The organism is Sulfurospirillum sp. SCADC, assembly GCF_000743525.1.
In the GTDB taxonomy this organism is placed as follows: domain Bacteria; phylum Campylobacterota; class Campylobacteria; order Campylobacterales; family Sulfurospirillaceae; genus Sulfurospirillum.
Genome location: NZ_JQGK01000016.1, coordinates 64257 through 85256 on the forward strand (window position 1 = coordinate 64257; position 21000 = coordinate 85256).

Genomic DNA, 21000 nt, shown 5'->3' on the forward strand with positions numbered 1-21000 from the left:
ATCTTTCTCTAAACAGATATTTACCTTACGTTTGATACAATGTGTCAAAATTCAGAAGTAAGGTTTATGGATGAAAATCAGATTGCCTCATGCCCCTTATATTGCCAATAAAATAGCGATCGATATTTTAAATTGTGGTTTTGTTACCATGCTTAAGGGCTTAGAGCCTATTGTTAAAGTTGCAGAGGATTTGATTGTTGCTGATATTAAACAAGAGACTGCGCTTGAAGAGCGTGTAACAGAGATTTTAGAACAAAATGAAGATGAGATGGAGTTTCAAAGGGTTGACCGAAGGAACATGTTTTGGCTCATTAAGAAAAAGCTCGCAAAAGAGTTTGGTGTGATTTTGTCGTACGAAGATCGCTACAATGAAATTGCCCATAAAATTTTAGAAACCAGTTGGAAAACAGGATTGATCGAGTATAACGTAACGGAAAATCGCGTTAAAAACGTGGTCTATACTGCGATTGAGACGTATGTCGCCAATTTTCAAGGGATTGAAGATGATGTGGCGGAGAAAATTTCCAATTATAAACGAAAATTAGTACCAGGCTCTGAAGAGTACGATCTGATTTTTGAAAAGCTCTATGAAGAAGAACTCAGAAGAAGAGGGATGTTAGTATGATGTTAAAACCTGTATGGATTTATCTTGAAAATGGCGTTTTCTTAGAAGCAAAAAGTTTTGGCTTTGAAGGTTCAAAAACAGGCGAGATCGTTTTTAATACTTCTATGAGCGGTTATCAAGAGATCATGAGTGATCCAAGTTATGCGGGACAATTCGTTGTGTTTACGATGCCTGAGATTGGTATTGTGGGCTGTAATGACAATGATATGGAAAGTTCGACGATTTATGCGAGCGGTATGTTGGTGCGAAGCCTCAATGAGACCCCTTCAAACTTCCGTTCACACGAGAGTTTACCCGAGTTTTTGAAACATTATGAGGGCATGGGTATCTGCGACATTGATACACGCTATTTAACCAAAATGATTCGAGACTCTGGTCCTAAAATGATGATTGCATCCACAGAAGTAAGCGATCCTGCAACGCTCAAAGCGATGCTCTCTGCAAGCCCTCGTATCGAAGATGTTAATTACATTGAAAAAGTCAGCACGCCTAAACCCTATTTACATGTAAAGGGTGTTTGGAACGCAGAAGCACAGGCGTATAATGCTACACCAAAGCGCATTGGTAAGAAAATCTTAGCCGTTGATTTGGGCATTAAGCGCAATATCTTAAATGAACTCTGTGAAGTCGGACTTGATGTTGAGGTTGTACCGCATGATTTTAGTGCAGAGGATGTGATTGCGCGTTATAAAAAAGGTGACATTCATGGGCTCTTTTTATCCAATGGACCTGGCGATCCACTCATTTTGAAAAATGAAGCGGCAGAGATTCGCAAATTGATTGAGGCAAAAGTGCCTATTTTTGCCATTTGCCTTGGACATCAATTGCTCTCTATTGCGCATGGTTATCCGACCTACAAACTTAAATTTGGGCAACACGGTGGTAACCATCCGGTTAAAAATATGAAAAACAATGTGGTGGAAATTACCACACAAAACCACAATTACAATGTGCCTGATACGATCTGTAAGGTCGCTCGCATTACGCATGTCAACCTTTTTGACAATACGATTGAAGGTCTTGAATACCATGATTCTCCAATCTTCTCTGTGCAGCATCACCCCGAAGCAAGCTCAGGTCCACACGAGAGTAAATACATTTTTCAAGAGTTTGCTAACAGACTCTAAACCAACTCACTGCGCGTACTTTTGAGTCTTACATGTAAACCTACAAAAGTACGCGAAATCAGTTAAGGAGCCATGCCATTAACGCCATCGATATTACCGCCATTATTAGTGTTGCATTTTTAGGAAGTTTGGGGCATTGCATTGGCATGTGTGGTGGCTTTGTTATGGCGTACAGTAGCGCCAAAATTGATACCTCTGCCTCCTCATTACGCCAATTTTTCGCCCACCTTAGTTACAATTTTGGCAGAATCAGTTCTTACACTGTGCTGGGGATGATATTTGGGGGGCTTGGTAGTTTTTTTACGTTTTCAGCACACCTCAATGGCTATTTTTACTTTGCCGTTGGCATCTTGATGGTACTTATGGGACTTTCTATGATGGGAAAAATTAAATTTCTAACCTCCCTTGAAGCAACCATCGCTTTTAATCCTTTCATTAAAACACTCTTTTCCAAACTAATTCACTCTAAAACAATGGCAAGTTTTTACGGACTAGGCGTCTTGAATGGTTTTTTACCGTGTGGGCTGGTCTATTTTTTCTTAGCTGCTGCCGCCACGTCAGGCTCTCTCTTGGGTGGCGGATTGATTATGGTTTTGTTTGGAATAGCAACAATGCCAGCGATGTTAGGGCTTGGTTTTGTGGTAGGCTTTCTCAAAGGGAGTGGTTTTAGAGAGATGATGATTAAGATCGCTTCTTTGATCATCATAGGATACGGTATTTATATGGCGTATCTTGGCTATGAGGCAGCCATCGCATGAAATTAGAACAATACCAAAGCGCTATTGAGAGCAGTAATATCATCTCGAAAACCGATATTTTTGGTATTATCACCTTTGTCAATGATGAATTTTGTAAAATTTCAGGCTACAGCAAAGAAGAGCTGGTTGGAAAAAATCATAATATTGTAAGGCATCCCGACGTTCCTGCTTCAACGTTTAAACAACTTTGGCAAACCATTCTTCAAAAGCAAACCTATAAATCAACCGTCAAAAACCTAGCCAAAGATGGCAGTACCTTTTATGTCAATACCACCGTTTTTCCTATCTTAGATGAAAATGGCGACATCGAAGAGTTTATTGCGATTCGTTATGATGTGACAGAGAGCGTTCGCTTAAGCGAAGCACTGATTACCAAAGATGAAGAGCTCGAAGAGCTTAATGCTACACTTGAGCAAAGGGTGCAAGAGCAAACCAAAGCGTTAATGGAGCTCAATCAGACGTTAGAAGAACGCGTAAGAGAAGAGGTTGAAAAGAACCGTGAAAAAGATCGTTTTTTGTTCCAGCAGTCTCGTCTTGCCTCAATGGGCGAGATGATCGCCAACATCGCGCATCAATGGAGACAGCCGCTCTCAGAGCTTAATATTACGCTCTATAAGATGAATAAACTCTATCGTCTTCAAAATGAAGGTAAAGGTGTGGAGTTTGAGGACAGTTACGCGCATGCTAAAAAAATTGTCTCCAAAATGTCTGAAACCATCGAAGATTTTCGTCATTTTTTCAGCCCTGATCGTCAAAGTGAAGATTTTGCCCTCAGTCTTGTGGCTCAAGAGGCGATGGATATTATGCGAGGAACCTTGGAAAAAAATGAAGTTGAAATACGTCTGATTGTGAAAAAAGATGCCACAATTAGGGGCTATTTCAATGAATTTTCTCAGGTATTGATTAATTTAATTAATAATACGATGGATGCGTTTTGCCATAATAAAATAAAAAATAGATTAATTTATATTGAAATTGACACATCTGCGCTTGGAGATGCTATAATTCAAGTCTGCGATAATGCTGGTGGAATTGAAGAAGCTATTTTGGATAAGATTTTTGAGCCATATTTTACAACAAAGCATGCCAGTGCGGGCACAGGCTTGGGGCTTTATATGAGCAAAATGATTATTAACAATAGCATGAAAGGGTTTATCGTTGCAGCCAATTGCAATGATGGAGTCTGTTTTACCATCACGATCCCTTTAGTTAAAGCGTAAAAAGGAAGAGTAATGAGTGGATTGTCAAAATTGACGGTTTTGTTTGTCGAGGATGAAGAAGATCTTAGAGAGGCTTTAGAAAGTGCTATTGGCGATGAGTTTACGAAGTTTATTGTCGCTCGTGATGGCGATGATGGATTGAAGAAATTTAAAAAATATAAGCCCGATATTGTCATAACTGACATCATGATGCCTGTTATGGATGGCTTAATGATGGCAAAAGAGATCAAACATATCTCGAAACATACGCCGATTGTGATTTTAAGTGCTTTTAGTGAAAAAGAGAGACTTCTTGAAGCCATTGATGTAGGGATCGATAAATACCTTATTAAACCGATTGATCCTGATGAGCTCTTAAAAACATTACAATTGGTCTCTAAAGAGATGCTCGATCAGAGTGATATTGTCGAACTTGGCTTTGGCTACCAGTTTGATAAGAGCCGAAGAGTGCTTGTCAAAGAAGGGCAAACCATTTTCTTGACGAAAAAAGAGTTACTTTTTATCTCAATCTTGGTTAAAAATTTAGGTGTCTTTGTGCTGCATGAAGAGATTAAAAAATATGTTTGGACAAACAAAAAAGTAACAGACTCAGCCATTCGTACCTTTATTAAGCGTGTGCGCGAGAAAACCGATAAAGAGTTTATCAAAAATATCCCAGGCCTTGGTTACAAAATTAACACGTAAGAACGATACTCTCATCGTTCTTCTCTTCTCTTTCTTTAATTTTTTCTCAACTTTTTTTATTTAACACAAATTTAATCTTCTTAAGCTTCGTTGTAGATTTGGTGCACTATAATTCTTCCATTATGTGATATTTTTGTGACATAAAAACACAAGCAGGAGGAATTGATGCAGGCTAGAGATGCATTGAACTATGACTATTCAGTCGCCAAATGTTTTACCTATGCGACGATTCTATTTGGAATCATTGGTATGGTAATAGGCGTGGTTATTGCCTATCAGATGGCTTTCCCTGAGTTGAATTACTTGGCAGATGAATACGGTACTTTTAGTCGTTTAAGACCGCTTCATACTTCAGGAGTAATTTTTGGATTCTTACTAAGCGGAATTTTCGCTACATGGTACTACGTTGGGCAAAGAGTACTTAAGGTATCAATGGCGGAGTCACCGTTTTTGATGATTGTTGGCCGACTCCATTTTTGGATTTACATGTTAACAATCCTTTCCGCGGTAGTAGCTCTATTCTTAGGTATTGGCACTTCTAAAGAGTATGCAGAATTGGAATGGCCATTGGACATTGCCGTTGTTGTTTTGTGGGTACTCTGGGGTATTAGTATTTTCGGTCTTATCGGTATTCGCCGTGAAAAAACGCTCTACATCTCTATGTGGTATTACATTGCAACTTTCTTGGGTGTTGCTATGCTTTATCTTTTCAATAATATGGAAGTTCCAACCTATTTTGTTGCCGGTATGGGTAAATGGTATCACTCTGTTTCAATGTATGCTGGAACCAATGATGCGATGGTTCAATGGTGGTATGGTCACAATGCGGTAGCGTTTATCTTTACGGTGCCTATTATTGCAATGATCTATTATTTCTTACCTAAAGAATCTGGTCAACCCGTTTTCTCGTATAAACTTTCATTACTTTCTTTTTGGGGCTTGATGTTTGTTTACCTTTGGGCAGGTGGACACCACTTGTTATACTCTACCGTACCTGATTGGGTTCAAACGATGGGTTCAATTTTCTCTGTTATCTTAATTCTTCCATCTTGGGGTAGCGCGATTAATATGCTTCTAACGATGAAAGGACAATGGGGTCAACTCAAAGAAAATCCATTGGTTAAATTTATGGTTTTTGCTTCAACATTCTACATGTTAAGTACACTAGAAGGACCAATTCAAGCTATCAAATCTGTTAATGCCCTTGCGCACTTTACAGACTGGATTCCTGGACACGTTCATGATGGTACACTTGGTTGGGTTGGCTTTATGACAATGGCTGCGCTTTTCCATATGGCTCCTCGCATGTATAAGCGTGAATTGTATAGTAAAAAATTGATGGAATCACAATTTTGGATTCAAACAACGGGTATCGTTATGTACTTCTCAAGTATGTGGATTGCCGGTATTACGCAAGGTATGATGTGGAGAGCAACCGATCAATTCGGTAACCTTGCCTACTCATTCATTGATACGGTAACGGTTCTTATTCCTTACTATGCCCTTCGTGCAACGGGCGGTTTATTGTATCTTATCGGTTTCTTTATGTTCACTTACAATATGTATAAAACAATGACTGCAAGTAAAGCAATTGAGTCTGAACCTCAAAATGCTTCACCTATGGCAGCATAAAAGGAGGGCAGGATTATGTTTCATTGGTTAGAAAGAAACCCATTCTTTTTTGCGGTAGGTGTATTTTTAGTGATTGCGTATGCAGGTGTTGTGACCATTCTTCCAGACTTTATGGAGAGTGCTCGTCCTGTAACAGGAACAAAACCGTATACAGTTTTAGAGCTTGCAGGTCGTCAAGTGTATATTAAAGATAGCTGTAATGCGTGTCATTCACAGCTTGTTCGTCCTTTCAAATCTGAGACAGATCGTTATGGTATGTACTCTTTAAGCGGCGAATATGCGTATGATAGACCATTCCTTTGGGGTTCAAAAAGAACAGGACCTGATTTAATGAGGGTTGGAAATTATCGAACAACAGATTGGCATGAATACCATATGTTGGAGCCACAAAGTGTCGTACCTGGTTCTATTATGCCAGCGTATAAACATATGTTTAAAAATGTTGCAGACATTGAGACAGCCTATGCAGAAGCATTTACAGTCAAAACAGTCTTCAATGTTCCTTATGATCAAGCAGATATGCCTAAACTTGGAACGTTTGATGAAGCAAAAAAAGCACTGATGGACGAAGCTGCTTTAATTGTTGCTGATATGAAAAGCCAAGAGGTCAAAGAGGCATTTAAACGTGGCGAGATCAAAGAGATTGTGGCACTCATTGCCTATCTCAATAGCTTAAAATAAGGTGTGAACGGTGGATATTGAAACAATCAGAGAACTACAGGCTTATGGTTATATCTTTGCGACTATCTTTTTGTCAGTGATTATGTACAGCTATTTGTATCATCTTTACAAAGCTGAAAAAAAGGGTACGAGAAACTATGAGAAGTATGCTAATATTGCCCTAAACGACAATATTGATGATGCTCCGATTGAATCTTTTACACCGTCTAACAAAGAGAAAGAATAAAGAGGAGCAATAGATGAATTGGCTGAATGACAATGTAAACGTATTGGCATTGCTTGGTGCGGCAGCAATTTTAATTCTCACTGTTGGTGTTTCTTGGAAATACATTCAACAGATGAAAACCGACAAAAGTAGTGGTGAATTAGCGAAAGAGAATTGGGATGGTATTGGTGAGTATAAAAATGCACTCCCAATTGGTTGGGCACTTTCATTTTTAGGAACAATAATTTGGGGATTATGGTATTTTCTTGCCGGTTATCCTCTTAGTTCTTATTCGCAAATTGGTGAGTATAATGAAGAAGTACAAAGCCATACTACGAAGTTTGAAACTAAATTTGCTAATCCCGATCAAACAACTCTTATGAATATGGGAGAGGGTGTTTTCTTGGTTCAATGTGCACCATGTCATGGGGTAACAGGCGATGGAATGAACGGCAAAGCTGCAAATCTTGGTAAATGGGGAAATGAAGAGGCTATCGTTGCTTCAATTCTTAATGGTGCTAAAGGTTCTGAATATCCACTCGGTGAAATGCCAGCAGGATTATTGGATGCAGAGAGTGCAAAAGCAGTAGCAGCTTATGTTATGCAAGAAGTTTCGTCTGTGAAAAAAACCAAAAATCCAGCATTGGTTGAGGCAGGTCGTGCACTATGGGCAACATGTGCAGCATGTCATGGCGATGATGGTAAAGGTATGGCAGGCAGTGCTCCAGATCTTAGTGTGTATGGCGATGCGAAATTTGTTGTCAACGTACTAGGAACAGGTAAAAAAGGTACTATCGGTAATATGCCTAAATTCAACGACGGTCGCTTAACCAATGTTCAAAAAACAGCGGTTGGCACGTATGTCAGCTCTTTAGTGAAATAAGGATTAGCATGGAAAATACAAATCGAAGCGTATTTGGACTTCATGGCGTTACAGGAATGTTGATTGCGACAGTCTTATTGCTTTCTATCCTAGGAGTATTGACTTTCTTTGGACTTAAAGCGCAACAAGCAGTGGCGGATAAACCCTATAAGCTAACGGATCCGCAGGCACTTAAAATGAGAGATCCTGCAGGTGCGAGTCAAAAAGTTATCGTAAAATAAGGGGAATAAAATGGCTGAATATATGGATAAAATCATCACGTTTGGTTTAATTGTGATAGGACTTGTCTCTGCATGGGCAGTGTTAACACCCAATCATCTGTTTGTCGGTTAATGAGAACCTTCTTACATGTAAAGGCAAAGAGGCTTTCGCTTCTTTGCCTTCTGTTTTTCTTTCCTATTTTGGTTTTTGCCAAGGAATTTGTCATTTATGATGAAACACTTGAAGAGAGAACTGCTCAAAAGATCGAAGAGATGGGTAGTGAGCTTTTTGCAAAAAGTGGTGTTAAAGTCATCCTAATCGCTAAAAAAAGTGCTGGGGGTGAAAATATCATTGCTTATGAGCAAAACTTTGCCAAAGACCTAACGCCTCCATATGCTCTTTTAACGCTTTTTTTAGAAGAGCAAAAAGTAGATATTTATGCCTCCACTGGACTTGAAAAAGAGTTTGATAAAGAGGCGATGCTTTCACCACTTCCATGGCGAGGAACGATTCTACCGCTTCTGACAACGAAAAAAAAAGAAGTCAGTGTGGGACCTGCGTTACTGAATGGTTATGGTGATTTAGTGGATCAAATTGCCGCGTATCGTAATGTGAAATTAGAGAGTTCGATTGGAAGTTCTAATAAAACAACGATCAGTATCGTAAGACTTCTCATTTATGGTTTTGTAGCAGTCTTAGTGATCATAATGCTTATACGAAGGATGAAAAAACGTGGCTAAAGTAAAAACGGAGCGCAATTACTATCCTCACGCAGTAATTGGAATGATTTTAGGTATGGTTGTGGCATGCGGTTGGGTGATTAAGATTGCTACCGATAACCCTGTGGAAATGGATACTTTTTACATGGAAAAGTACCAAAAAGTAGATCATTCGATCAATAAAATATTGGATTTACAAGCAAAATTTGATGCAAAGTTTGATCTTGCCTATTCAACGGAAAAGTTTGAAATAGGAGATAATAGCATCACGATTCGATTGACGGACAAAAGCGGTCAACCTGTCAATGATGCCAATATGATGATGATGCTCTCACGTCCTGATAGCAATAAAGAGAATAAAGAGATGAAGCCTTCGCACGTCGAAAATGGCAATTACACCTTTGGACCTTTTGAGATTAACAAGCCAGGTCGTTGGCAAATTCTAAGTAAAATTGAAGTAGGCGAATTTAAAGGCTATCATAAAAATGAGGCCTACGCAGCACAATAGCTCCCCCTTTCTACCTTAATACTCTGCGGTAAGATAAGTTGTGTGATCTTACCGCAATTTCATTTTGACATAAAAATCCATCTTAAATCTTTGCTTTGTTATAATGAGATACTTAAATAAGGTGGAATGATGTTAGAAGTTTTTGCAACCAGTCGTGCTGTACGCTCATTTTACGACACATTTTTAGAGACCAACACCCTTCTTCCCAAAGCCATCACGATTGCAGAACTAGAGCAAAAAGCCGTCCTTGTACCCCATCACGCTTTGGTCGATGAAGATATGCGTGTGCTGTTGATGCAAGAGGCTTCGCGATTTACCAAGTTTGAGCTTTTGTACATTGAGCGTGAATTTTTTACTTTTTTGAAAAACTCAACCTACCTTTTTCGTTTTTTTGAAGAACTTAGCCATGAAAAAGTTGCACTTGAAACGCTTATGGGTGCTGATACGTATGAGCACTACGCAGAGCATTTAGAGGTACTTCAGACCTTGCTTAAACACTACAAAACGCTTCTCTCCAAGCACGCGTTGTACGACCGCATCACACTTCCTGAATGCTATGAGCTCAATGTTGCGTATATTCGCTCACTGGGTGCTGTTCGCATTCATTTAGAGGGCTTTTTGAGCCGTTTTGAAGTGGAACTTTTGAGTCAAATCGCAGCACTGATTCCTTTACATGTAAACGTTACCATCAGTGCGTACAATCAAAAAATGGCGTTACTGTTTGCAAATCTTGGCATTGTGTTAGAGCAAAACAACACTTATGAGATCAACCTCTCCACAAAAGAAATTTTACATGTAAAGCCTCAAAATGCCTCCAAGCAAGATATTCAAGTCTATGGCTTCTCCTCTCGTCTCGCGCAAATGGGCTATGTGCAAAGTGCTATCGCTCAGTTTGTGGAAGAGGGTTTGCGTCCCGAAGAGATCGTGGTGATTTTACCTGATGAGCGATTTGCTGAAGTTCTGCGTCCCTTTGATACATGGCACAATCTCAACTTTGCGATGGGTATCAGCTTGAAACAGAGCCAATTTTATCAAAAACTAAGTGCCCTTGAAAAAGCGATGCGCAATGACGAGATCGAAGATCATCTCCGACTTGCTCGCTTAAAAATTGAGACGGAAATGATGGTTACATGTAAAGAGATTTGGCACCAAAAAGTTTCCAGTGAAACGGCGATGAATTTTTTTGAAACATTGCTTTCCTGCGATGCCAAAGAGCAGCAAAATCCTCTCTTTCAAGAAGCCTTTTTTGCCTTTACCCACTTTTTGAACCATGCACCCTCTCTTCGTTTTGAGCAAGTCACAAAACTGCTTTTAAACCGCCTTGCAGTTCTTACGCAAGATGATGTCAGGGGTGGAAAAGTGACGGTTTTAGGCGTGCTTGAAACCAGAGGTGTGGTGTACAAAGGTGTTATTGTTCTTGACTTTAACGACGAATTTGTACCCAAGCGGAGCCAAAAAGACCTGTTTCTCTCCTCGGCAGTTCGCGCGCATGCGGGACTTCCAACGAAGAGAGATCGAGAAAATTTACAACGCTATTACTACCATCAACTCTTTGCTCGCGCACAGAAAATCGCCATTGCCTATGTGAAAAATGAGACCAGTATGCCTTCACGCTTTTTGGATGAGCTTGGTTTTGATACCACCGTTATGGCGGATGAAAAAGCACTGCAACCGCTTCTTTTTGATGTCAATGTTCCTAAAAATCTTTACGATCAGCCATTTATCGATGCGCCTTATGATCTTAAAGCGTTCCTCCTTTCGGCAACAAAGCTCAAGACACTGCTTACATGTAAACGCCAGTTTTACTTTCGCTACCTTGCCAGACTCAAAGAGGCGAAGATGCCAAGCACTCAAATTGATGAGCAAACGATAGGTATTGCGCTGCATAAAGTGCTCGAAGATGCGATATGCGATGAAGCGCTTAGAGATGAAAAAAGCCTGTACGCCAAACTTGAAACGCTTTTAAAAGAGAACAACCACCATGAAGTCTGGAGCTATTTTGTCGATGTGTGGCTTCAAAAACTGAAACCGTTTATGCACAATGAAATCAATCGTTTTGATGAGGGCTTTCGTGTTTTCAAAAAAGAGTTTTCGCATAACGTGCCTTACGGTGAGTTTATGCTTGAAGGGCAGATTGACCGTATTGACCAAAAAGGGGATGAACTGTTTGTCATCGACTATAAAAGTGGGAAAGTACCAACGACGAGTGAGCGAACACTCGAGAGTACCACCGATTTTCAGTTGGTCTTTTACGAACTCATTGCAAGTGCTTTGGGCAAGGTTGGTGGTGTTTACTATTACGATCTCAAAGAGGGAGTTTTAGTCCCTGAAAACTTCTTGGAAGAAAAAAAAGCACTTTTACATGTAAAGCTCTCAGAGCTCTCCAAACCGATCAATGGCTACGAGTTGTGCGATGAGATCAAGCACTGTAGGCTTTGCCCGTATGTGCAGTTGTGTGGACGTGAGGAGCAGATATGAATTTGAGTCCTTATTTAGCCCTTGAAGCCAGTGCAGGCAGTGGCAAAACCTTTGCGCTGAGTGTTCGCTATCTTTCGCTTCTGTTTATGGGTGCGAATCCGCAAAAGATCGTAGCCCTTACCTTTACGAACAAATCAGCATCTGAGATGAAAACGCGCATTTTTGAGACGCTCAAACACTTGGAAAGCAAAGATGAGTTAGAAGCGATTTGCGTACAAACGGGCAAGTCTAAAGAGACATTACTCTTTGAGAAAGAGCGTGTCATGCAAATCTTGCTTCAAGCCGACATCAAAATCTCCACACTGGACTCTTTTTTCTCCCTGATTTTGCGCCATTTCGCGTTACATGTAGGTTTACAGCCTGACTTCAAAGTGGGGCAAAATGGGCTTGACGAGGAGTTGGTAGAGCGTTTCATCAAAGGGTGTAAACACAAAAATCTCTATAATGCGCTCATTGCTTTTAGCATCAACGAAGATAAAAAACTAAATGATCTTTTTAGCCTGCTCAATATGCTGTATCAGAAAAAATCAGAGCTTGATATTAGTACGTTGGATGAGGGAAGTTATCCGTCCTTAAAACCATGTTTAGACATTTTAGAACGCATTAGAGATTACTTTGAACAAAGTGGACTCTCCGCACGTGGGCTTGCGACACTCAAAGCGCAAACGCTGAGTGATCTGCTTTCCAAGAAATATTTGGAACGTGAAGATTTTGGCTATTGGGATTATAAAAAGTATGCCAATGAGAGAACCGATACGCTTTTGCGAGAACTCAAGCAGGCTTTAAATGAGCATGTCAATGCCAAAGAGGCGTATTTTTTAGGACAACTGGGCAAACTTTTTGCGATTTACGATGAGAGTCTGCGAGGTTTGATGGGCGAGTATGGTGAGCTTCGTTTTGATGACGTGACCAATCTGCTCTACACCCTTTTGCGCCAGGAGATCAGCAAAGATTTTCTCTATTTTCGTCTGGATGGAGTGATAGAACATCTGCTGATCGACGAGTTTCAAGACACAAGCATTGTGCAGTATCAGATTCTTTTGCCACTCATCGAAGAGATACGCGCAGGGCGGGGCGTGAAAGAGTTTAAAACACTCTTTTTTGTAGGTGATGTCAAGCAGTCGATTTACCGTTTTCGCGGTGGTACAAAAGAGCTGTTTGGGTATGCCAAAAAGAGCTTGCATTTAGACGTCAATGCGCTCGATACGAATTATCGAAGTAGCGAGCAGGTCGTGAATTTTGTCAATGAAATCTTTACATGTAAAATCAAAGGGTATGAGTCCCAAAAGGTTGCCAAAGCCACGAGTGAGGGGTACATCAATGTGCGCATTGAAGAGGCGATTGAACCTTCTGTTTTAGAGGCGATTGGGATGCTTCTTGGCGAGGGTGTCAAGCCCAAAGACATCGCGCTTTTGGTGCATACGAACAAAGATGCCAAGGTCTTTAAAGCGTTGGTGCAAGAGCAGTTTCCCGCTTTACATGTAAGACTGGAAGCGACCTTGAAACTCATCGAAGTTCGCTCTATCAAAGCGATCATTGCTTTGCTTAAATACCTCTACTTTGGTGATGAACTTTACCGTGCAACGTTTCTAGCTCTTTGCGGCAGGACGTGGGAGACACCACTCTCTCGTAGCGGTTGGGATTTAGACGCAACACCATTGGTTTTAGTAGAGAAAATCATCAAAACCTATGGACTGTTTGATGGCAGCGTGGATCTGCTCAGTTTCCTTGAAGTGGCGAGTCGTTACGAAGAGATCGAGAGTTTTTTGTTTGTGCTGGATGAACTGAGCGATGAAGCCAAAAGTGAAGATGTGGATGGGCTTCGTGTATTAACGGTTCACAAGTCAAAAGGCTTAGAGTTTGAGCATGTCATCGTGTGTGACCGTTTGAGTCGTGATAATAACCGAAGCGATACGCTTTTATTTAGCTACGATGAGGTGGACATCAAAGGGCTTTACCTCACGATGGGTGGCAGAGAAGCGGTCGATGCCGTCTATGCCAAAGCCAAAGAGCAAGAGAGTGTCTTGATGGTCGAAGATCGGCTCAATGCGCTTTATGTCGCTTTTACGAGAGCCAAACATTCACTCTTTGTCTGTGCCAAAGCGCAAAACAGTGCGTTTGAGATGTTGAAATTAAGCACCACAGAGCGAGGTGTGATAGGTGTTTCCACTAAAGAAACACCGTTTATGCCAAGCACGATGCGTGTCTATGAGCCTAAGCGTTATGGCGCGCAAGAGGTGGTAAGTACGCCAGATGTTGAGGGTGAAAGTGCTGAGATCGCTTCTATTACCTTTGGAATCGCACAGCACTATTTGTTGGAGATGTTAGATAGTTTTGATGAATCTTCGCTGAAAAGGGCTTACATCGCACTGCAAAATCGTTTTGCACCGCTTTTGGATGAAACGACACTGCAAGCGATCTATCAGCGTGGAGAAAAATTGATTACATGTAAAGCCTTTTTAGATTTGATAGAGGGTGCAAAAGTCTATAAAGAACAACCACTGATTTACCAAAAAGAGCGCAAACAGATCGACCTTTTGCTTGAATTTCCAGATCGTATCGTCGTGGTGGATTATAAAAGCTCGAAAAAGCAGAGTGCAAAGCACCAAGCACAAGTGAAGCTCTATCAAGACGCACTTTCTACGATTTATAACTTGCCGGTGGAAGCGTATATTTGCTATTTGCAAAACGATGGAATCGAACTTCTTAAAAGCTTATAGTACACTTAATTTAAGTAGTATTTAAGTATATTTTGATTACACTTGCACTTCGTTAAATAAATACGTCAAAGGTTATGACAGATGAAAGCTACACAAGCGATTAAGCCAAGCGAAGTTAAACGCGACTGGATCGTAGTGGATGCTGCTGGTAAGAGATTTGGTAAAGTCCTTACAGAAGTAGCAACACTGCTCAGAGGCAAACATAAACCTTATTTTACTCCTAATGTTGATTGTGGCGATTTCGTTATTATCATCAATGCGGAAAAAGTAGAGTTTAGTGGAACAAAATTAGACACAAAATTGTATCACAGACACACAGGATATTTCGGTGGCGTTAAAACTGAAAAATTGGGTGATCTTTTGAACAACAACCCAGCGAAATTGTACAGACTTGCGGTAAGAGGCATGTTACCTAAAACAAATCTTGCTAAAGAGATGATCAAAAAGCTCAAAGTATATGCCGGTAGTGAGCATCCACATACAGCGCAAGTTAAAGTAGAGGGAAAGTAATATGGCAAAAGTATACGCAACTGGTAAAAGAAAAACAGCTATCGCTAAAGTATGGGTAAGTGCACCTGGTAAAGGGTCAATTACTGTTAATGGCGTTGATTTTGAAGCGTGGCTTGGTGGTCATGAGACCATTAAAAAACGTGTTCGCCAACCCCTTGCTCTTACAAAACAAGAGACAAGCTTTGACATTGTAGCTGCTACTCAAGGTGGCGGTTATTCAGCTCAAGCGGACGCTGTTCGTCATGGTATTTCTAAAGCACTTGCAGCCATGGATGCTGACTTTAGAGCAATCCTTAAACCTTATGGTTTATTGACGCGTGACTCAAGAATTGTTGAGCGTAAAAAATACGGTCGCAAAAAAGCACGTCGTAGTCCACAATTCTCAAAACGTTAATGATTTCCTCAAGGGGATCATTAAAAGTTTCCTTGAAAACGTTAAGTGTTATTATGCAAGGGATTTTCCCTTGCATGCTTTTTTATTCTTTCCTCTGCTCCTCAAATAAATTTACTCAAAAATAGTATAATAATCCAAAACGAATTTCAAAAGGCATCCAATGCTTCAAACAGCCATAGACAACAAGCCTGTAGAGCATTATTTTAAAACACCTGAGAGTATTAAAAGTTTTTTAGAAAGTGCTGTCAGTTTGGATTTGTTAACCATTTTAAGAGAGATAAAAAGTGACAAGCTCCATCAAAAATCGCTCAGCGATATTCATGAAAATAAACTCATATTTTTCAACGAGAGCGAAAGCCTTTTAAAAGAGCCTAATGCTTAAATACTCTTTTGCTTTTTTGGATAAATTCAAAAAAGACTATAAAGATGGCGAAAGTTAAAAGTTTAGCCCTGACCCTCTTTTATTCAGGGGTTACTATTTTTTTCTCGTTGGTGAAAAAATCTATCTTTTAAGATTGTTTGCCAAAAGTGAACAAGACGAGCTTTCTATAAAAGAAAAAATCCAAATGGCTGAAATTATCAAAGCTATTCAGAGGAATGATGATGAAAGTTAAAAGTTTAGCTCTCCTATGCTTTCGACCCCTATGCTTTTAGAAAAGCTAAATGTTTTCTTTGTGCAAGCGATACCCTTCTGATACAGAGGCATCAATCAACTTTTCAGATGTTGTTTGACGTAAGCGATAAATCAATGTTCGCAATGCTCCAACACAATCAGGTCTCCCCCATAATGCAGAAGAGATGGCTTGTGTGGAATGATAATGATTAGGATTTTTGGCAAGATACTCTAAAAGCTCACGCATTTTTGAGGTAATATTGATACGGGTGACTTCCTTAAAGAGTGAGCCGTTGCGATGAAGTTTGTAGCCTCCTTGAAGCGTGATAATCTCATCATTGCCAGTACGCATAAAACGACGACGTTTCAATGCTAATTTTAATGTTACTAGGACCTCTTTGGGGACTAAGGGTTTGATGAGATACCCATCCACAGAAGCAAGAACCGCATACTCTACCATCTCTTCATCCGCATATGCCGTCGTAAAAATAATGGCACATTGACTTATTTGTCGTAATGCTACAGCAAATTCCGCACCACTTTGTCCCCCTTGAATCATAATATCTGTCAAAACGGCATCGACAGCGTTGTGTTTAAGTAGTGCGAATGCTTCATCTGAACTTTTGGCAATACCCACAACACTGTACCCCACTTGCTCAATAATACGTCGCAAATACTCTGCTGCAATTCTCTCATCTTCAACGATTAAAACGTTTATCATGCTGCCTCTTTGAAGAGAATGGTATATTGTAGCGAAGGTGTTAGTGTAACCTGTAATGTAGCGTTTAATTGCTCAATACTAAGCTGAATAAGGTGATTTCCTAAACCGTTTTGCGAAAAAAGACCCTCTTGTGAACAACTACTTCCATTATCCGTGTAAATGAAATGGTAGTAGTCTTCTTGAATGTTTAGGACAAGAGAGATGATTGGATTGAGTGTGTGCGTAAAAGCGTGTTTGATACTATTGGTGATGAGTTCATTCGTGATAATGCCTAAAGAAACCATTATATTCATAGGCAACAAAAAATAAGGTGAGATGTGAACATCAATGCGGATTGCATTAGCCCCGAGTGAATGACAAATAATATCAATCAAAGATTTAAAATACATATTAGCATCAACGTTCTCTAAATGAGAAGAGCGATAGAGCATCGTATGCAGTAAGGCAATGGAATGAATACGGTTTTGGCTACTAAGAAGTAGTTGAGCGGTTTTTTTGGGAGCATTTAATGCTTGTAACCCTAACATGGATGAGGCGATGTTTAAACTGTTTTTGACTCGGTGGTAAATCTCTTTATAGAGCATTTCCCGTTTTTTTGTTTCGTCGATTAGCAGGGCATAGGTGTATTGATTGGTGCTTTCATAGATGTAACTCACACCTGTGATAACGATTGCGAAGACGATGAAATTTGTAATAGCAATAGAACTGTTTAAAAAAGTGCTGTGGTGGATGTTGAAAAAAGCGGAAAAAAAAAGTAAAGCACCGCTTATGCACAGCAAAACGATAGCGATGGATAAACCAGTTCTCCGCCCAAAAAGGTAAAAGGCGATGGGTATGATGCCAGTGATAAAAACGACACTGAGATGATCAAAGGTATCTAAAATCATGGCTGAAAGACACACAACACTTAAGAGGGCGATGAGTAGCCAAGAAGCGATTTGAATGTGATTGTTTTTTAATAAAAAAGGAACAAAAATAATTGCGAGCAAGGCGCAAACACCCTCAATTCCAGCATCAATAGGATAGCCTCTACTCAGGTCATTCAATGTTACAGCTAAAAGAGAAACGATAATCATCCCGTAGATATAGATCAATAATCGTTTTTTACGCAAAAGTGTAATTTCATCTATATTCATTTGAAGTATATATCTCCTAAAAAATCAAAATCACATTTTTGTGATTTTGGAACGTTATAATAATCCAAGACACTAAAGAGTTTACAAAAAATGCTCTAACAAAAAGTTTAAAATGAATTCAATCAAATTAAAAAAAGGAGTAGGATATGACGAGGGTTTTAATTATTTTGGTTTTTATGAGTAGTTTGTGTACGGCAGTATTAGCGGATCATGATGACCATCATATTACTTTTATCAATCAAACAAAACATCATCTCAAGTTTGAAGTTTTGGGATTGAAAAATAAGTCTTTGCATGCGCATGTGGCAAATTATGTTCACATCGATGATTGTAAGCATGATGGTCAGTTGAAAAACTTTGAGATTAAAATCAAACATCTTATTAAGGGAGCATTTGATAAAAATCTTCAAGATGCAAAAGGTAATGACCTTGTTGTGCATCGAAAATGCGGTGAAAGTCTTTATATTTGGCATGAAAATGGTGAATATAAAATAAGTGATGAACCCCATGTGAAAGCAGATTTAAGCGGATGCAATACGAATGCCTCTAAACCTGCTATTTTGTTTGTGCATGGATACAATAGTCGACAAGGTGAGTTTGATGCTTATGCTGAAAAAGCTGAAAATAAAAAGTGGCGAGTCTTTCGAACCAGCGTTTCACAAGATGGATCTATTGCAAAGCGAGCCGATATGTTGAGCAAATACATCAAAAAAGCGGCGAAAGAATGCAATATTAAAAATGATTCGTTAAGAGTTGTGGCACACAGTATGGGTGGGCTTGATATTCGCTATCTTGTTGGGAATTCTAAATACGCAGACGAAGCAAAAAAAATTGAGCGTATTTATACGATAGCAACACCACATCAAGGTGATAAATTAGGTTATTTTGCAGATATAGCAAGTGATGCGGGTAGAGATTTGACGCCTGTTCACATGGGAAAATTTAATAAAGAGTATCCCTATGCTAGTTTGAAATATCATAATAAGAGTATCGATATCGTAACGCTTAGAGCATCTTGTAGTGGAAAAGATAACGGAGAGAAAGCAACCGATGGTATGGTGGCGGTGATGAACCAAATTTATGGTGATGCTCCATTTTCCACCAATATTCATAAAGCCAAACATTTTCCAGGGGCTGTTTGTGTCGGCGATACAGCAGAGTTAGAAAAAACCTCTTTGTTAGATAGTATTTTAAAAGACCATCATCACGGCTCAGCTTCAGATAATATTCAAACAGGAACAAAAAGTGCCTCAGAAATCGCAAAAATCATAGCAGAAAATGAATGAGACACATTGTTCAAGTGTTGATTTTCACCTGCCTTGCATTAATTTTCAGTGGGTGTTCCAATAAATTTTTACAAATTGATGCAGGCCATGATGTTGTGGTTCGAGACCGTATCTTTGAAGAGAGTAAAGAGGCTTTACTAAAGGGTGATGTGCAAAAAGCTATCACCCTTCTTAACCAAGCAACAGCCAATGATCCAATGGATGCAAGGTTGCATTTTCTTTTGGGTATGGCATATCATAATGATTTCATTCAAGGCAATTTTGCAGCGGCTCAACTAGCGGAAGCGGGGTATATCGTTGCTTCTCAACTAGATCCTAGCATGTACCTCACCCATGCACAGCTTGGAAGATTGTATCTTCATCTCAAACGTTTTGCCGATGCTGAGTTTTCCTTTCTGAATGCTTTTGAAATCAAAGGGGATGATCCATTGATCGCTTATGAATTAGCGTATGCTTCTTACTATGCGCACGATCTTGAAACGGCGACAAAGGTGATTTTGAAAGCTTACGAGTTAGCTCCTATGGATGTGGTTATCTTAAAAGCGGGGTATTTGATGTGTAGTGTTGTTGGACTGGAGGAACAATCAGCACTGATACGTCAAAACCTCTTACGTATCGTTATGCCGCATGAATTTTCGCAGGTAGAGCAACGCATAAAGATCTGGCAAAATGCTTATCAGGCTTCGTTAAAAATGCAACATAAAAAACCAACTATTGTCTCAAAAGTCATTTCCCCTGAGCCTATAACAGAACCACTAACGGGGCCAAGGTCGCCCTATTGGGCTGAGTGTCCCCAGCCAGACGTGAAGTCTATTAGCGCACAAAATAGTGACGATGAAGAGGATGACGATGAAGAGAGTAGTAGTGTTTTCACAAATGCTCCCAATGCACTTCCGAGTCCATGCTATAACAAGCCATTACCTCGTATGGTCATCATTGATGCGACGATTATTCAAACCGATGAGTATCTGACGAATTACAATGGTCTTAATTTACTCGATGGTTTAGAAGCGGTCTTTAGTTGGTCGGATGGGGTAACAAAAAGCAAAACAGATGGCATTTCTTCTTCCATGAGAACGCGGACTTCATCTATTAGCCTGCCAATGGGTGGTATTACCTATTCACTTAATATTGCCAATGCTTCTGATTTTAGAAATCATATTTTAGCCAAGCCTTCTTTGGTCGCATTGGATAGGCAACCAGCCACATTTTTTTCAGGCTCAAACATACTGGTTTCTGTTCCAGGTCAATTAAGTGGCGGTGATTTAATTGAAAAATCGATTGGTATTTCACTTTCAGTGACCCCGACATTCATCGATGATGATTCACTATTGTTAGCGATAAAAGTGTCACGCTCCGATTTTTCAGTGGAAGATCAAGGTTCTTTTCAAGAGTCACTTTTGACTTTAAAAAGCTCCGTGAGCACCAGTGTTTTGATGAATATCAATCAAACATTAATTCTCTCTGGACTTGTGGAAAAACAGAGCAATGTAAACAGTTCGGGTGTGCCCGTTTTGAAAAATATACCAGGATTTAATTATCTGTTTAACGAAGCGTATGATGAGAATAAACGAAAATCATTGTTAATCATTTTAACGCCACAAAAAGCAGTGCAATCCAGCACAATGCAAACAAATAATACGCGCATAGACCTTTTTAAAGAGACAACTTTAGGAGGTATTGCTTTTAATAATGACACCCTCTTGCGTATGCGGCTTTTAGCAGAGAATAAAAATCATTTTTTATACAAACAAGGAGATATTAATATCCACAAATGGAATCAAAAAACACAAATGCAAGCGATATTAGATGAAATTATCCCTTTAAAGTTACAGCCCTAGACCTTGCTTCGTAGTGATACTAGGTTCTATTTGTAACCCAAATTGCTAGTTGGTAAAG

General features: G+C 39.7%; 21 protein-coding genes. 19 read left to right on the forward strand and 2 right to left on the reverse strand.

Annotation, left to right across the window (positions count from 1 at the left end):
* Nucleotides 1-70 precede the first annotated feature (70 nt).
* From JU57_RS10740 to JU57_RS10820, 17 genes are all read left to right on the forward strand, one after another.
* The gene (locus JU57_RS10740; RefSeq protein WP_037960794.1) at nt 71-625 is read left to right on the forward strand and encodes a DUF507 family protein; all 555 of its coding nucleotides are present in this window, start codon (nt 71-73) and stop codon (nt 623-625) included.
* Entirely contained in the window at nt 622-1752 is a 1131-nt protein-coding gene (gene carA, locus JU57_RS10745) for a glutamine-hydrolyzing carbamoyl-phosphate synthase small subunit (protein WP_037960796.1), read from the forward strand. Before JU57_RS10740 ends, carA begins: the two co-directional genes overlap by 4 nt.
* Nucleotides 1753-1856: 104 nt before the next feature.
* Nucleotides 1857-2510, forward strand: a complete 654-nt coding sequence (locus JU57_RS10750) for a sulfite exporter TauE/SafE family protein (protein WP_349678295.1) — start codon at nt 1857-1859, stop codon at nt 2508-2510.
* Nucleotides 2507-3730, forward strand: coding sequence for a PAS domain-containing sensor histidine kinase (locus JU57_RS10755; RefSeq protein WP_037960800.1), 1224 nt, complete (start codon nt 2507-2509; stop codon nt 3728-3730). Before JU57_RS10750 ends, JU57_RS10755 begins: the two co-directional genes overlap by 4 nt.
* 12 nt (nt 3731-3742) lie before the next feature.
* Nucleotides 3743-4414 carry a response regulator transcription factor gene (locus JU57_RS10760; RefSeq protein ID WP_037960802.1) on the forward strand — a complete coding sequence of 224 codons (672 nt, stop codon included), beginning with the start codon at nt 3743-3745 and terminating at the stop codon, nt 4412-4414.
* A 165-nt stretch (nt 4415-4579) separates the two neighbouring features.
* Complete coding sequence (gene ccoN / locus JU57_RS10765; protein WP_037960804.1) at nt 4580-6046, forward strand: cytochrome-c oxidase, cbb3-type subunit I; 1467 nt, start codon at nt 4580-4582, stop codon at nt 6044-6046.
* Between the two features lie 15 nt (nt 6047-6061).
* On the forward strand, nt 6062-6727 hold the full coding sequence (gene ccoO, locus JU57_RS10770; RefSeq protein WP_037960806.1) for a cytochrome-c oxidase, cbb3-type subunit II: 666 nt from the start codon (nt 6062-6064) through the stop codon (nt 6725-6727).
* A gap of 10 nt (nt 6728-6737) precedes the next feature.
* Complete coding sequence (locus tag JU57_RS10775) at nt 6738-6953, forward strand: cytochrome c oxidase, cbb3-type, CcoQ subunit (RefSeq protein WP_037960809.1); 216 nt, start codon at nt 6738-6740, stop codon at nt 6951-6953.
* A gap of 13 nt (nt 6954-6966) precedes the next feature.
* Nucleotides 6967-7815, forward strand: coding sequence for a c-type cytochrome (locus tag JU57_RS10780; RefSeq protein WP_037960816.1), 849 nt, complete (start codon nt 6967-6969; stop codon nt 7813-7815).
* Nucleotides 7816-7823: 8 nt separating this feature from the next.
* Nucleotides 7824-8036 carry a DUF4006 family protein gene (locus JU57_RS10785; RefSeq protein WP_037960819.1) on the forward strand — a complete coding sequence of 71 codons (213 nt, stop codon included), beginning with the start codon at nt 7824-7826 and terminating at the stop codon, nt 8034-8036.
* 72 nt (nt 8037-8108) lie between these two features.
* Nucleotides 8109-8756 (forward strand): TPM domain-containing protein, encoded by a 648-nt coding sequence (locus JU57_RS10790; RefSeq protein WP_294877162.1) that lies wholly within the window; start codon nt 8109-8111, stop codon nt 8754-8756.
* On the forward strand, nt 8749-9243 hold the full coding sequence (locus JU57_RS10795; RefSeq protein ID WP_037960822.1) for a FixH family protein: 495 nt from the start codon (nt 8749-8751) through the stop codon (nt 9241-9243). Before JU57_RS10790 ends, JU57_RS10795 begins: the two co-directional genes overlap by 8 nt.
* A 129-nt stretch (nt 9244-9372) precedes the next feature.
* Nucleotides 9373-11721, forward strand: a complete 2349-nt coding sequence (locus tag JU57_RS10800; RefSeq protein WP_037960823.1) for a PD-(D/E)XK nuclease family protein — start codon at nt 9373-9375, stop codon at nt 11719-11721.
* Nucleotides 11718-14441: a RecB-like helicase gene (locus JU57_RS10805; protein WP_037960824.1), complete on the forward strand. Its 2724-nt coding sequence runs from the start codon at nt 11718-11720 to the stop codon at nt 14439-14441. Before JU57_RS10800 ends, JU57_RS10805 begins: the two co-directional genes overlap by 4 nt.
* 81 nt (nt 14442-14522) lie before the next feature.
* Nucleotides 14523-14951: a 50S ribosomal protein L13 gene (rplM, locus tag JU57_RS10810; RefSeq protein ID WP_037960826.1), complete on the forward strand. Its 429-nt coding sequence runs from the start codon at nt 14523-14525 to the stop codon at nt 14949-14951.
* Between the two features lies 1 nt (nt 14952).
* A complete protein-coding gene (rpsI, locus tag JU57_RS10815) occupies nt 14953-15345 on the forward strand; it encodes a 30S ribosomal protein S9 (protein ID WP_037960829.1) in 393 nt (130 codons plus the stop codon).
* 160 nt (nt 15346-15505) lie between these two features.
* Entirely contained in the window at nt 15506-15727 is a 222-nt protein-coding gene (locus JU57_RS10820; protein WP_037960830.1) for a hypothetical protein, read from the forward strand.
* A gap of 277 nt (nt 15728-16004) precedes the next feature.
* Here the strand turns inward: JU57_RS10820 and JU57_RS10825 are convergent, their stop codons facing one another.
* Together JU57_RS10825 and JU57_RS10830 are read right to left on the reverse strand one after the other, a co-directional pair.
* Complete coding sequence (locus JU57_RS10825; RefSeq protein WP_037960832.1) at nt 16005-16679, reverse strand: response regulator; 675 nt, start codon at nt 16677-16679, stop codon at nt 16005-16007.
* Nucleotides 16676-17815 carry a sensor histidine kinase gene (locus JU57_RS10830; protein WP_037960834.1) on the reverse strand — a complete coding sequence of 380 codons (1140 nt, stop codon included), beginning with the start codon at nt 17813-17815 and terminating at the stop codon, nt 16676-16678. The genes JU57_RS10825 and JU57_RS10830 overlap by 4 nt, the downstream gene beginning before the upstream one ends.
* 146 nt (nt 17816-17961) lie before the next feature.
* Between JU57_RS10830 and JU57_RS10835 the strand changes: the two genes are divergently transcribed.
* Both JU57_RS10835 and JU57_RS10840 read left to right on the forward strand, forming a co-directional pair.
* Entirely contained in the window at nt 17962-19101 is a 1140-nt protein-coding gene (locus JU57_RS10835; protein WP_037960836.1) for a hypothetical protein, read from the forward strand.
* Nucleotides 19098-20942 (forward strand): hypothetical protein, encoded by a 1845-nt coding sequence (locus tag JU57_RS10840; protein WP_037960839.1) that lies wholly within the window; start codon nt 19098-19100, stop codon nt 20940-20942. Before JU57_RS10835 ends, JU57_RS10840 begins: the two co-directional genes overlap by 4 nt.
* Nucleotides 20943-21000: the final 58 nt, after the last annotated feature.